Genomic DNA, 13,213 nt, shown 5'->3' with positions numbered 1-13,213 from the left:
GTCCATTTGAGATGGATCAAGCAGCACTCGCCATCAGGCCGATAAGCCATTATGATGAACCGAGTGCGTCATTCGTTCCTATACCGACAATCATGCGCCGTCCTATCGTCCTCGTTCCCGCCTGCACGCGCCAGATCGGACCTCATCCGTATCACGCCGCGCAGCTCAAATATGTCGACGCCGTCGTCCTCGGCGCCGACTGCGCTCCCATGGTCCTGCCCGCGCTCGGCGCCGCGCTCGACCTGGAGGCGTCCCTGTCCGTGTGCGACGGCATCATGCTGACCGGCTCGGCCTCGAACGTGCATCCCAGCTACTACGACCAGGACGTGCGCGACCCGAGCCTGCCGCAGGACCGTGCGCGCGACGCCACCACCTTGCCGCTGATCCGCGCCGCCCTGGAGCGCGGCATCCCCATCATCGCGGTGTGCCGCGGTTTCCAGGAGATGAACGTGGCCCTCGGCGGCAGCCTGTACCAGGCGCTGCAGGAAGTCGAAGGCAAGATGGACCACCGCGAAGACCCCGGCGCCTCCATCGAAGACCAGTACGGCCCGGCCCACGATGTGAGCGTCACCCCCGGCGGCGCCTTCCAGCGCATGCTCGGCGGGCTTGAACGCATCGCCGTCAATTCGCTGCACGGGCAGGGCATCGACCGGCTCGCGCCCGGCATCGCCATCGAAGCGCTCTCGCAGGACGGCCTGGTGGAAGCGTTTTCGGTGCCGTCCGCGCCCGGCTTTACCCTGGCCGTGCAGTGGCATCCCGAGTGGCAAATTCTCGACAATCCGGCCTCGATGGCCATGTTCGGCGCCTTCGGCCAGGCTTGCCGCGCTTTCCAGGCGGGGCGCGCATGAACACGCGCAGCGCCAGCCGCTACGAAAAGTGGGCCCTCTGCTGCGTGCCGTAGCGCCGCTTGCCATCCTCGGTTCCACACACCGCGCGCGGCATGTGCTTGCGCGCGCATGAGCAAATTAGAGCGCAAACTACAGAGAGAACATCATGGCAATTCGCGAAAACTTCACCTACACCGACATGGACCTGTGGCTCAACGAGAAACGGGTCACCGAAATCGAATGCCTGATTCCCGACTTGACCGGCGTCGCGCGCGGCAAGATCCTCCCGCGCGGCAAATTCACGCAGGAGCGCGGCATGCGCATCCCCGAGGCGGTGCTGGGCATGACCGTGACCGGCAACTATCCGATCGACGACGAAGCCTACGACCGCGCCATCTCGGCCACCGACCGCGACATGATCCTGAAGGCCGATCCGACCACCATCACCATGGTGCCGTGGGCGGTCGACCCGACCGCGCAGGTGATCCACGACTGCTATTTCGCCGACGGTAAACTGGTCGACTTCGCACCGCGCACGGTGCTGCGCCGCGTCCTGAAGCTGTATGCCGACAAGGGCTGGAAGCCGGTGGTCGCGCCCGAACTCGAGTTCTACCTGACCGCCAAGAACATCGACCCGGACCTGCCGCTGAAACCGCCGATCGGCCGCAGCGGCCGCGCCGAAACCAGCCGCCAGGTCTACAGCATCGACGCCGTCAACGAATTCGATCCGCTGTTCGAGGACATCTACGATTACTGCGAACTGATGAATCTCGACGTCGACACCCTGATCCACGAGATCGGCGCCGGCCAGATGGAAATCAACTTCCTGCACGGCGATCCGCTGGGTCTGGCCGACAAGGTGTTCTTCTTCAAGCGCACCCTGCGCGAAGCGGCGCTCAAGCACGACATGTACGCCACCTTCATGGCCAAGCCGATGGCGGGCGAACCCGGTTCGGCCATGCACGTGCACCAGAGCGTGGTCGATACCAGGACCGGCCTGAATATCTTCAGCAGCGAAGACGGCTCGGCCTCGCCCCTGTTCAAGCAGTACATCGGCGGCCTGCAGCGCTACATGCCGTCGGCCATGGCGATCGTCGCGCCGTACGTCAATTCGTACCGCCGCATCGTGCGCCACACCGCCGCCCCGATCAATATCCAGTGGGGCCTGGACAACCGCACGGTGGGCTTCCGCGTGCCCGAATCGGGCGTGCAGGACCGGCGCGTGGAAAACCGCATCATCGGCGCCGACGCCAATCCCTACCTTGCGCTGGCGGTCACCCTGGCCTGCGGCTACCTCGGCATGACCGAGCAGTTGGAGCCGACTCCGATGATGAACGGCAGCGCCTACGAAATGCCGTTCGAGCTGCCGCAAGGCCTGCCCGAAGCGCTGCACCTGCTGCGCGCCGAGGACAAGCTGCGCACGGTGCTGGGCGAGCGCTTCATCGACGTGTACGCGGCCATCAAGGACCTGGAACACCAGGAATTCATGACCGTCATCAGTCCGTGGGAACGCGAGCACCTGCTGCTGCACGTGTAAGCGTCGCGCAGCACCAGCAACAATAACGATAACAATAACGATAAGCGAGGTTCAATCATGACAGCCAATCCCATGGTCCCGAGCGCCGCGCTGGTCGCGTCGGTCAAGGCCGCCACGCACGACGTCTACGACACCGCCGACATCCAGCGCCAGGACTCGGCGCACTACATGCATCCCTTCACCGACCACAAGGCGCTGGGCGAACGCGGTGCGCGCGTGATGGTGCGCGGCGACGGCATCTACCTGTGGGATTCCGAGGGCAACAAGATCCTCGACGGCATGTCGGGCCTGTGGTGCGTGAATGTCGGCTACGGCCGCACCAGCATCTCGGACGCGGTCTACCGCCAGATGCAGACGCTGCCCTTCTATAACAGCTTCTTCAACACCACCAACGTGCCGGCCACGCGCCTGGCCGCGCTGCTGGTGGAGATTTCGCCGCCCCAGTTCAACCATGTGTTCTTCACCGGTTCCGGCTCGGAAGCGAACGACACCAACCTGCGCATGGTGCGCCGCTACTGGGACCTGAAAGGCCAGCCGCAGCGCCACACCATCATCAGCCGCTACAACGCCTACCACGGCAGTACCGTGGCCGGCGCGGCGCTGGGTGGCATGGCGGGCATGCACGAGCAGGGCGGCATGATCCCGGGGATCGAGCATATCGGCCAGCCGAACTACCTGGAAAACGGCTGCGGCATGAGCCCCGACGAATTCGGCATCGTGGCCGCCGGCTGGCTCGAGACCAAGATCCTCGAGGTTGGCGCCGACAAGGTGGCCGCCTTTATCGGCGAACCGGTGCAGGGCGCCGGCGGCGTGATCATCCCCCCGGCCACCTACTGGCCCGAGATCGGCCGCATCTGCGACAAGTACGGCGTGCTGCTGATCGCCGACGAAGTCATTTGCGGTTTTGGCCGTCTTGGTACATGGTTTGGCTCCGAGTTGATGCAGATCAAACCTGATCTGATTACATTCGCGAAGGGTGTGACCTCGGGCTATGTTCCTCTTGGTGGCGTGCTGGTCGGTGACAGGGTGGCGGACGTGCTGATTCACGAAGGCGGCGACTTCAATCACGGTTTCACGTATTCGGGCCATCCGGTGGCCTGTGCGGCGGCGCTGGAGAACATCCGCATCCTGATCGACGAACGCCTGGTGCAGCAGGTGGCGCACGACACCGGCCCGTACCTGAAAGAGAAGTTCGAAGCGCTGATGGACCATCCGCTGGTGGGCTACGCCGACACCTGCGGTTTCGTGGCGGGGCTGAACCTGGTGCGCAAGAAGGCCGGCACGGTGCACGACTGCGAGTACTTCGATCCCGGGCAGGGCGTGGGCATGATCTGCCGCGGCTACATGTTCGCCAACGGGATCATCATGCGCGCCGTGGGCGAACGGATGATCATCGCACCGCCGCTGGTGATGACGCGTGCCCAGATCGACGAAATGATCTTCAAGATCAGGTACTGCCTCGAGGCCACCCTGATCGACTTGCAGAAGCGGGGCTGGGTAACTTGAACCAAGGTTGAGCCGGAGGCAGGATGAAGACGATACGCCGCATCGCATACAGCTTCATCCTCGGCCTCGCGGCCGCCGCCGGCGTGGCGCTCGCCGCCCCGCCGGAAGAGAAAGTCCTCAACATCTACAACTGGTCCGACTACATCGCCGAAGACACGGTCCGCAACTTCGAAAAAGAAACCGGCATCAAGGTTCGCTACGATGTCTTCGACAGCAACGAGGTCCTGCACGCCAAGCTCAGCGCCGGCAAAACCGGCTACGACATCGTGGTCCCCACCGCCCACTGGGCGCGCCTGCAGATCGACGGCGGCCTGCTGCGCCCCCTCGACAAGGCCAGCCTGCCTTACCTGTCCAACCTCGATCCGACCTTGCAGGATCTGCTCAAACGGGTCGACCCGGACAACAAGCACCTGGTGGTCTGGCTGTGGGGCTACACCACGCTCGGCATCAACGTCGACAAGGTCAAGGCGGCGCTCGGGTCCTTGCCCATGCCCGCCAATGTGTGGGACCTGGTGTTCGACCCGCGCTACGCCAGCAAGCTGACCTCGTGCGGCATCTCCTTTCTGGACTCGCCGTCCGAAGTGCTGCCCGCCGCGCTGCTCTACATCGGCAAACCGGCCTACTCGAAGAACAGCGCCGACTACCAGGACGCCGGCCGCATGCTGCAAGCGATCCGGCCGGCGGTGACCCTGTTCAGCTCCTCCGGCTACATCAACGACCTGGCCAACGGCGCGCTGTGCGTCTCGCTCGGCTGGTCGGGCGACATCAACATCGCGCGCCAGCGCGCCATCGACAACAAGAACGGCCACAATATCGTGGCGCTGGTGCCGAAGACGGCCACATTGATGTTCGACACCATGGCGATTCCGGCCGACGCCCCGCATCCGGGCAATGCCCACCTGTGGATCAACTATATCTTGCGCCCCGAGGTGCACGCGACCCTGACCAACAAGGTCTTCTACGCCAATCCGAACAAGGCCGCCACGCCCATGGTGCGGCCCGAGATCGCCGGCAACCGCACGGTCTACCTGCTTGATGCCGACAAGCAGCGCATGGTGGTGCCCGAGCCCCTGAGCGCCGATGCGCGCCGCACCATGACGCGTGTCTTTACCCGCTTTAAGACTGGAATGTAAGCCGGCATCTCATCATTTTGCATGCACACCCGCGTATGTCCGATAAAATTGCGGCTTTGCCTTATCTTTCATCATCCCTATGACGATTGCACAACCCGCAAGCTCGCAGCCCTTTCTCCTGATCCGCAACCTCGTCAAGGCATTCGACGGCGTGCGCGCCGTGAACGACATTTCGCTCGCCATCGACAAGGGCGAGATCTTCGCGCTGCTGGGCAGCTCCGGCTGCGGCAAGTCGACCCTGCTGCGCATGCTGGCCGGCTTCGAGACCCCGACCGCCGGCGCCATCGAACTGGCCGGCCAGGACCTGGTCGGCGTGCCGCCCTACGAGCGCCCGGTCAACATGATGTTCCAGTCGTACGCGCTGTTCCCGCACCTGACGGTGTGGGACAACGTGGCTTTCGGCCTGCGCCGCGACGGCCTGCCCAAGGCCGCCATCGCCGAACGGGTCGACCAGATGCTGGCGCTGGTGCAGCTGGGCGCCTACGCCAAACGCAAGCCGCACCAGCTCTCGGGCGGGCAGCAGCAGCGCGTGGCGCTGGCGCGCAGCCTGGCCAAGCGGCCGCAGTTGCTGCTGCTCGACGAGCCGCTCGGCGCGCTCGACAAAAAACTGCGCGAACAGACCCAGATGGAACTGGTGAACATCATCGAGCAGGTTGGCGTGACCTGCGTGATGGTCACCCACGACCAGGATGAAGCCATGAGCATGGCCACCCGCATCGCCGTCATGAGCGAAGGGCGCATTTTGCAGGTGGGCGCGCCCGGCGACATCTACGAAACCCCCAACTGCCGCTTCGTGGCCGACTTCATCGGCACCGCCAACATGTTCAACGGCCATGTGCGGGTCGACCAGCCCGACCACGTCATCGTCGAGACATCCGAATGCCGCCACTACGTCAGCCACGGCATCAGCGGCACCAACAACATGCCGGTGACGGTGGCGGTGCGGCCCGAAAAAATCGCCCTCCAGCGCGAGCTGCCCGGCGTGGCGCAGCGCGCTTCGGCCGCCGAAGACGGCTACAACTGCGTGTCCGGCGAGATCGTCAACGTCTCCTACTTCGGCAACGAGACCCATTACCAGGTGCGCATGGCGCAAGGCGGCATCCTCAAGGTGGCGCGCACCAACGCCGCGCGCCATGAAGAGGCGCGCATGGAACGCGGCCAGCATGTGGTCGCGTGGTGGGACGGCAGCGACATCGTGGTCCTGACCAATTGAGGCGGCCATGATCAAGCCTTTTCGTCAATCGTCCGCCGGCCGCCGCTTCGTCATCGGCGTGCCGCTGGTCTGGCTGGGCATCGCCTTCCTGATTCCCTTCCTGATCGTGCTGCGCATGAGTTTTGCGGAACTCGACGACACCGGCAGCCCGTTCGGCCCCCTGGTCACCTTCAGCGACGGGGTGTTGAACATCAAGGCCAAGGTGGTCAACTACGTCGCCCTGACCGAGGACTCCACCTACCTGTGGACGTTCATGCGCTCGCTCGGCTACGCCGCCCTGACCATGGTCCTGTGCCTGGTCACCGGCTACCCGTTCGCCTACTTCATGGCGCGCGCCAATCCGGCCTGGCGCACGGTGCTCCTGATGATGGTGATGCTGCCGTTCTGGACCTCCTTCCTGCTGCGCATCTACGCCTGGAAAGGCATCCTGGCCAACCAGGGCCTGCTCAACAACCTGCTGCTGTGGCTCGGCGCGATCGATGAACCGCTGAAAATGATGAACACCTCGTTCGCCCTGGTGCTGGGGATGTTCTACGCCTACCTGCCCTTCATGATCCTGCCGCTGTACGCCAACCTGGTCAAGATGGACGTGCGCTACCTGGAAGCGGCGGCCGACCTGGGCGCCACGCCCTGGCAGGCGTTCTGGCGCGTCACCGTGCCGCTCTCGAAGTCCGGCATCATCGCCGGCGCCATGCTGGTGTTCATTCCGGCGGTGGGCGAATTCGTCATTCCCGAGCTGCTCGGCGGCCCCGAGACCTTGATGATCGGGCGCCTGCTGTGGGACGAATTTTTTGTGAACACCGACTGGCCGCGCGCCTCCGCGCTGGCGGTGGTGGCGATCGCGCTGATCCTGGTGCCGATGGCCATCTTCAACAAGTACAAGGACGAACAGGAAGCGGAGGGCCGCGCATGAATACGCGAACGAACACGCGAATCAACAAGATGACCCTGGCCCGCTGGTTCGGGCGCGGCTGGCTCTCGATGGGCTACCTGTTCCTGTACCTGCCGCTGCTGGTGCTGGTCGTGTTTTCGTTTAACAGCTCGCGCCAGGACATGGTGTGGAGCGGCTTTTCGACCCAGTGGTACCCGGAACTGTTCAAGGACGCGGAACTGGTCAGCGGCTTCGTGCTGTCGCTCAAAATCGCCTTGTGCAGCGCCACGGCCGCCGTGCTGTTGGGGACCATGGCCGCCTTCGCCCTGAACCGCTACAAGCGCTTTCCGGGCCGCCTGGTGTTCTCCGGGATGGTCAGCGCGCCGCTGGTCATGCCCGAGGTGATCATCGGCCTGTCGCTGCTGCTGATGCTCGTGTCGGTGCAGAAGATGTTCGGCTTCCCCGAGCGCGGGGCGTTCACCATCTGGATCGGCCACACCCTGCTTGGCATGGCGTATGCGGCCGTGGTGGTGCAGTCGCGCCTGCGCGAGATGAACCGCTCGCTCGAAGAGGCGGCCATGGACCTGGGCTGCCGTCCGTACCAGGTGTTCTTCCTGGTGACGCTGCCGAACATCACGCAGTCGCTGGCCTCGGCCTGGCTGCTCACGTTTACGCTCTCGCTCGACGATGTGGTGCTGTCGAACTTCCTGTCCGGTCCCGGCTCGACGACCATGCCGCTGGTGATCATGTCGCGCGCGCGCCTGGGGCTGGACCCGCGCGTGAACGCGGTGGCGGCGTTGACAATTCTGGTGGTGTCGATCGGGGTGATCGGCGCCGCCATCATGATGGCGCGCGCCGAGCGGCAGCGCCAGAAGCAGGTGGCGGCCGCAGTCAAGTCCTGACGCTCTTCGGCCGCTGCATACGGTGGCGGGCACGGCGTGCCCGCCACCCCCACCGTTGGCCCGAGAGGAGTGATTCATGCACAACTACCGCAACGCCGTCATTGCATTCGCCGCAGCTTGTCCCGTCATCGCGCAAGCCCAGAGCACCGAACAACTCAAGGCCGAACTCGGCGCCCTCAAGGCGCATGTGCAGAAGCTCGAAGCCATGATCGACCAGGCCGACCGGGCCGACCAGGCCAGGGCGCCCGAGCCGGACACCTCGGCCGAAGTGGCGCGCCTGCGCGTGAAAAGCGACGCCGCCGACGACGCCATGGAGACCAGTGGACTGAAAGGCTTGAAGATCTCGGGCTACATCGACCCGAGCTACATCCGCAACCGCAACGCCGGGACCTCCAGCTTTGTCTTCCTGAACAATAACAGCTCGATCAACGGCTCCGGCGAGAGCTTCGGCTACGACAATACCTCCTTCGGCAGCGCCATGCTCAATCTCGACAAGGAGCTCGAAGGCGGCAGCAAGCTGAGAATCTCGCTCATGCCCAGCAAAAGCACGGCCTCCGGCTACAATTTCGGCAACCTGGTGCACGAAGCCTCGGCCTCGATTCCGCTGGGCGATCAGTCGACCCGCCTGTTGCTCGGCCAGATTCCCGACTGGAGCGGCTACGAATACATTCCCTCGACCCAGAACAAGCTGCTGACCCACAACCTGCTGTTCGATTTTTCGTCGGCCAACTTCTACACGGGCACCGGCCTGCAGCTGTTGCGCGGCAAATGGGACAGCAAGATCATGTTCGGCAATATGAACAGCGCCCGCGTGAACGATGGGGGCGAGCGCACGCCCGGCGTGTTCTACCGCGTCGATTACGCCAGGAGCGAATTTTCGGGCTTCGGCATGTCCGGCACCCATGCCGGCTTCGACGACGACGATACTGTCGGGCGCCTGGACCTGATGGAGGTGGACGGCTTTTACACGCGTGGCGCCTTGAATATCCAGGGTCAGTTAAGCTATGGGCGCCAGCAGGCCACCGCCGCCAACCGGTATGGCGCGGATCAGCAGCGCTGGTATGGCTTCTCGTCGCTGGTGTCGTACAAGGTCATGCCGCGCCTCGAAGCCATCGCCCGCCTCGATTACATCTTCAACGGCACGGGCGGCGGCGGGGTGTTGGGAGCGACCCTGGCGCCCGGTTGCAGGGACCTGGCCGGTTTTGCGGCCAACTGCCCGGATGGGCGCAACGGCTTCGGCCCCGGCATGGTCTTGCGCGGTGGACAATGGTTCGTGCTCGACCCCACCCGCGGCGCCAATCGCGGCACGCTGTCGGTGGGCACGCAGTACCTGCTCGTTCCGGGCGTGAGCGTGAAAGGCGAGTACCGCTACGACTACGCCACGGCCAGGACATTCAGGACATTGGACGGACAGTACCGCCGCGACAATCAGGTTATCGGCGTATCGACAGTAGTGAGCTTTTAGGGAGCACGGCATGGGAAACACGCAATGGCACGCACGGGCGGCAGCCCTGGACATCGACGGACGCGCATGCATCGGCGGCGAACGCGTTTGGGCGCGCGCGCAGCGGCAGTTCGATAATCGTTCGCCGGTCGACGGGCGCCAGCTTGGCCTGGTGGCGCGCTGCGACGGGCTCGATGTCGACGCGGCCGTGGCGGCGGCGCGCGCCGCCTTCGACGACCGGCGCTGGGCCGGCCAGGCCCCGGCCGCGAGGAAGCGCATCATGATCCGATTCGCCGACCTGATCCTGGCCCATGCCGACGAACTGGCGCTGCTCGAGACGCTCGACATGGGCAAGCCGATCAAGTACAGCCAGAGCGTGGACGTGCCGGCCGCCGCCAACTGCGTCCGCTGGTACGGCGAAGCGATCGACAAGGTCTACGATGAAATCGCACCCACCGGCGAGAACAGCCTGGCCCTGATCACGCGCGAGCCGGTCGGCGTGGTGGCCGCCATCGTGCCGTGGAACTACCCGCTGATCATGGCCGCCTGGAAGATCGCCCCGGCGCTCGCCGCCGGCAACAGCGTGATCCTCAAACCGTCCGAAAAGTCGCCCCTCACCGCCCTGCGGCTGGCCGACATCGCACTCGAAGCCGGACTGCCGGCGGGCGTGTTCAACGTCGTTCCCGGCTATGGCATCGAGGCCGGGGCGGCGCTGGCGCTGCACATGGATGTGGACTGCATCGGCTTTACCGGGTCCACCAAAGTGGGCAAGCAGATCCTGCAGATGGCCGGGCAATCTAACCTCAAGCGCGCCTGGACCGAATTGGGCGGCAAGTCGGCCAACATCGTCTGCGCCGACTGTCCCGACCTCGATGCGGCGGTGAGCGCGGCGATCGGTTCGATCTACTTCAACCAGGGCGAAAGCTGCAACGCGCCGTCGCGCCTGTTCGTGGAAGCGTCGATCAAGGACGCCTTCCTCGAAAAAGCGCTGGCGCTGGTGCCCGGTTTTGCGCCGGGCGACCCGCTCGACGAGGCCACCATCATGGGCGCCATCGTCGACGCGGCCCAGATGAACACCGTAATGGGCTACATCGAACAGGGCAAAGAAGCGGGCGCCAGGCTGCTGGCCGGCGGCGAGGCAGCGCGCCTTGATACCGGCGGCTTTTACGTGGCGCCGACCCTGTTCGACCAGGTCGACGGTTCCATGAGCATCGCGCGCGAAGAGATTTTCGGGCCGGTGCTGTCGGTGCTCAGTTTTACCGACATCGACGACGCCGTGCGCCAGGCCAATTCGACCCAGTACGGCTTGCAGGCGGCGGTGTGGACGGGTAATCTGAACAAGGCGATCAAGACCGCGCGCGCCCTGCGCGCCGGCACCGTGCACGTGAACCAGTACGACGGCGACGACATCACGGTGCCGTTCGGCGGGGTCAAGCAATCGGGCAACGGGCGCGATAAATCGCTGCACGCCTTCGACAAGTACACCGAACTGAAAACCACATGGATCCAGATTGGATGAGCGCAGCGCAAGCGCGCGCCTGAAGTACCGGCTGGCGATTTTCGACTTCGACGGCACCCTGGCCGACTCGTTTCCGTTCTTCCAGAGCGTGTACAACGCTCTGGCGGACCAGCATGGCCTGCGCCGCATCGAAGGCGACCAGGTGGCGCACCTGCGCGGCATGAGCACGCGCGAGATCATGCGCCATATCGGCATGCCGGCCTGGAAAATGCCGATGGTGTCGAAAAGCTTCATCGCGAAGATGAGCGAGAACGCGGCCAGCATCGCCCTGTTCGACGGCGTGGCCGGGGCCTTGCGCGCGCTGGCCGGCGCCGGCGTGATGCTGGCGGTGGTGTCGTCCAATTCGGAACACAACGTCCGCCGCGTGCTGGGGCCGGAGTTGAGCGCGCTGTTTGCCCACTTCGAATGCGGCATGTCGGTGTTCGGCAAGGCCTCGCGCATCCGCAAGGTGGTCAGGCAAAGCCGGGTCGGCGCGGCCGACGCGCTGTACGTTGGCGACCAGGGCACCGATGCCGAGGCATCGGCCAAGGCCGGCGTGGCGTTTGGGGCGGTGGCGTGGGGCTATGCGCCGGCCGAGGCATTGCGCGCGCATGGGCCGGCCGAAGAATTTGACTCGGTGGCGGCCATGCTGGCAATCTTGTCGGGCGCCGGGTACATCCTCAGTACACCTGGGTCGGATGCAGTCCGCGCGCAGCAAAATGCGGGTCGAGCCGGTGCGACAGGCGCCGCAGGTTCAGGGTCGGCACTTGCGGATACAAGTGATGCTCAAGGTGGTAGGTCAGATTCATGAACAGCGCCGGCACGATCGCGCCGCGCATGGTACGCGCTTGTTCGAGCGGCTTGCTGCCCGGTTTGTAGTGCGGCAGGTACGCTGTCGCCAGCGGATAGAACCAGCCGCCGATCCAGGCCATGGCGCAGTACACCAGCGGCCCGTTAGTCCAGCGCGTCAGCCACAGGGCCAATAGCACCAGCGCCAGCGAGGTGGCCAGTTCGGCGGCCATCCAGCGGCGCTCGCGCGCCGGGCGGATCTTGCGCAACGATTCGCGCCACAGGCGCGGCAGGTACAGCGGGCCGGCCAGCAGCGCCCCGAGCAGGCTTGCGCGCGCCGGTGCGCCTTCCAGGTCGTCTTCTTCCAGGCAGTGCGCGTGGTGGTGCAGGTGGGTGTAGCGGAACGCATGCCCGCTTTGCAGCACCAGCACGCTGACGATGAACAGCACCACGTGGGTGATGCGCGCGTCCAGGCCCGCCGAGCCGTGCGCCACGTCGTGCAGGTAGGCCACCGTCACCACAAAGTGCATCAGCATCACGACCGGCAGCGCCAGGTACACGCCGTGCGCGTAGAGCGCGCCGAAGGCGGCCAGCGTCAGCAAGGGCAGGGCGGCGAGCACGATGCGCTGCCACGCGGCGACCGTCAGCAGGTCGTCGTCGAAGGTGCCCAGTTGCGGCATGCCGGCGTTGCGCCGTGTCAGTGATGGAAAAACGAAGGGGCTGCTTACTGCGGTAAAGGCAAACATGATGGCGACTACCTGATCAGGTTAATGGAAGACAGCAAGAAGAACAATCCGACGATCACGGCGGCGATGTCGTCCGCGTGCCCGCGCATGCCCCAGCGCCGCAGCGCCTGCACGATGGAGGGATAGAGGTGCTCGAACAGCGTGAGCGGCATGCGTACCAGCGGCCAGCAAGCGACCATCAGCAGCAGGACATTTGGTCCCACGTAAACGAGAAGGCCGGGAAGGTCGAGCAGATGCTGCGCCGCCAGGATCAGCAGTACGAACAGCAAGGTCAGTCCGACCCGGTGTCCGCTCAACAGATACTGGTTGCGCGGGCTCAGGTCCTCCGGCTGCTGACCGAAGACATGCAGCGCCACGCTGAAGCGGCGCGCTGCGTTTTTGGGCATGCCGAACAAGGCCAGCGACAGCGCCGCATGCGCCAGCAGGATCACCAAGTCGAGCGCCAGGCCTCGCTTGAACGGGGTGCCGAGTGCTATCTGGGCCAGCGGCGAGACGATCAAGGCCCATGCCAGCACGCGGTTGACCCGCATCCAGATGATTTTCGGTGGCACCAGCGCGCCGATGTGGAGTAATTGCAGTGTTGTCATGATGGGTCGATGGCTTTGCCGGGTCGTTGCGGCTTGCGCCGTCATACTCTTCAATACGCAAGCCGCATGCCACCCGTCAAGCGATTCTAAGTTGCTGTTTTTAAACAGAAAATCAACGATGAGTACGCACGGGCTGTCAACTTGCTATATAGTTAGCCCG

The 13,213-nt window shown here is 64.7% G+C and carries 11 protein-coding genes and 1 pseudogene; 10 read left to right on the top strand and 2 right to left on the bottom strand.

The window, feature by feature from the left end; translation table 11 throughout:
* The first annotated feature begins 92 nt into the window (after positions 1-92).
* The 10 genes and pseudogenes from F2P45_RS22605 to F2P45_RS36360 all read left to right on the top strand — a co-directional run.
* The gene (locus F2P45_RS22605) at positions 93-848 is read left to right on the top strand and encodes a gamma-glutamyl-gamma-aminobutyrate hydrolase family protein (protein WP_166880161.1); all 756 of its coding nucleotides are present in this window, start codon (positions 93-95) and stop codon (positions 846-848) included.
* 145 nt (positions 849-993) lie between these two features.
* On the top strand, positions 994-2,364 hold the full coding sequence (locus F2P45_RS22600) for a glutamine synthetase family protein (protein WP_166880160.1): 1,371 nt from the start codon (positions 994-996) through the stop codon (positions 2,362-2,364).
* Positions 2,365-2,436: 72 nt separating this feature from the next.
* Positions 2,437-3,870 carry an aspartate aminotransferase family protein gene (locus tag F2P45_RS22595; RefSeq protein ID WP_370663296.1) on the top strand — a complete coding sequence of 478 codons (1,434 nt, stop codon included), beginning with the start codon at positions 2,437-2,439 and terminating at the stop codon, positions 3,868-3,870.
* Positions 3,871-3,893: 23 nt separating this feature from the next.
* Positions 3,894-5,003: a polyamine ABC transporter substrate-binding protein gene (locus F2P45_RS22590; protein ID WP_166880157.1), complete on the top strand. Its 1,110-nt coding sequence runs from the start codon at positions 3,894-3,896 to the stop codon at positions 5,001-5,003.
* 79 nt (positions 5,004-5,082) lie between these two features.
* Entirely contained in the window at positions 5,083-6,216 is a 1,134-nt protein-coding gene (locus tag F2P45_RS22585; protein WP_166880156.1) for an ABC transporter ATP-binding protein, read from the top strand.
* A 7-nt stretch (positions 6,217-6,223) separates the two neighbouring features.
* Positions 6,224-7,129, top strand: a complete 906-nt coding sequence (locus F2P45_RS22580; RefSeq protein ID WP_166880154.1) for an ABC transporter permease — start codon at positions 6,224-6,226, stop codon at positions 7,127-7,129.
* Entirely contained in the window at positions 7,126-7,989 is an 864-nt protein-coding gene (locus tag F2P45_RS22575; protein WP_229505234.1) for an ABC transporter permease subunit, read from the top strand. Before F2P45_RS22580 ends, F2P45_RS22575 begins: the two co-directional genes overlap by 4 nt.
* A gap of 76 nt (positions 7,990-8,065) precedes the next feature.
* Positions 8,066-9,454, top strand: a complete 1,389-nt coding sequence (locus F2P45_RS22570; RefSeq protein WP_166880152.1) for a DUF3138 family protein — start codon at positions 8,066-8,068, stop codon at positions 9,452-9,454.
* Between the two features lie 10 nt (positions 9,455-9,464).
* Positions 9,465-10,952, top strand: coding sequence for an aldehyde dehydrogenase (locus tag F2P45_RS22565; protein WP_166880151.1), 1,488 nt, complete (start codon positions 9,465-9,467; stop codon positions 10,950-10,952).
* Positions 10,945-11,493, top strand: a pseudogene (locus F2P45_RS36360) (HAD hydrolase-like protein); the annotation flags it as partial. The gene F2P45_RS22565 and the pseudogene F2P45_RS36360, both read left to right, overlap by 8 nt.
* A 118-nt stretch (positions 11,494-11,611) precedes the next feature.
* Here the strand turns inward: F2P45_RS36360 and F2P45_RS36355 are convergent.
* Positions 11,612-12,466: a fatty acid desaturase gene (locus F2P45_RS36355; RefSeq protein ID WP_229505233.1), complete on the bottom strand. Its 855-nt coding sequence runs from the start codon at positions 12,464-12,466 to the stop codon at positions 11,612-11,614.
* A gap of 8 nt (positions 12,467-12,474) precedes the next feature.
* The gene (locus tag F2P45_RS22555; RefSeq protein ID WP_166880149.1) at positions 12,475-13,053 is read right to left on the bottom strand and encodes a hypothetical protein; all 579 of its coding nucleotides are present in this window, start codon (positions 13,051-13,053) and stop codon (positions 12,475-12,477) included.
* Between the last annotated feature and the right edge of the window lie 160 nt (positions 13,054-13,213).

It is taken from the genome of Massilia mucilaginosa (genome assembly GCF_011682145.1).
Classification (GTDB): Bacteria; Pseudomonadota; Gammaproteobacteria; order Burkholderiales; family Burkholderiaceae_D; genus Telluria_A; species Telluria_A mucilaginosa.
This window is presented reverse-complemented; position numbering and strand designations above follow the sequence as displayed.

What these genes read in the sequence shown, in the direction of transcription:
- F2P45_RS22605 (WP_166880161.1), top strand. Translation starts at nt 93, where the DNA reads ATGCGCCGTCCTATCGTCCTCGTTCCCGCCTGCACGCGCCAGATCGGA.
- F2P45_RS22600 (WP_166880160.1), top strand. Translation starts at nt 994, where the DNA reads ATGGCAATTCGCGAAAACTTCACCTACACCGACATGGACCTGTGGCTC.
- F2P45_RS22595 (WP_370663296.1), top strand. Translation starts at nt 2,437, where the DNA reads ATGGTCCCGAGCGCCGCGCTGGTCGCGTCGGTCAAGGCCGCCACGCAC.
- F2P45_RS22590 (WP_166880157.1), top strand. Translation starts at nt 3,894, where the DNA reads ATGAAGACGATACGCCGCATCGCATACAGCTTCATCCTCGGCCTCGCG.
- F2P45_RS22585 (WP_166880156.1), top strand. Translation starts at nt 5,083, where the DNA reads ATGACGATTGCACAACCCGCAAGCTCGCAGCCCTTTCTCCTGATCCGC.
- F2P45_RS22580 (WP_166880154.1), top strand. Translation starts at nt 6,224, where the DNA reads ATGATCAAGCCTTTTCGTCAATCGTCCGCCGGCCGCCGCTTCGTCATC.
- F2P45_RS22575 (WP_229505234.1), top strand. Translation starts at nt 7,126, where the DNA reads ATGAATACGCGAACGAACACGCGAATCAACAAGATGACCCTGGCCCGC.
- F2P45_RS22570 (WP_166880152.1), top strand. Translation starts at nt 8,066, where the DNA reads ATGCACAACTACCGCAACGCCGTCATTGCATTCGCCGCAGCTTGTCCC.
- F2P45_RS22565 (WP_166880151.1), top strand. Translation starts at nt 9,465, where the DNA reads ATGGGAAACACGCAATGGCACGCACGGGCGGCAGCCCTGGACATCGAC.
- F2P45_RS36355 (WP_229505233.1), bottom strand. Translation starts at nt 12,466, where the DNA reads ATGTTTGCCTTTACCGCAGTAAGCAGCCCCTTCGTTTTTCCATCACTG.
- F2P45_RS22555 (WP_166880149.1), bottom strand. Translation starts at nt 13,053, where the DNA reads ATGACAACACTGCAATTACTCCACATCGGCGCGCTGGTGCCACCGAAA.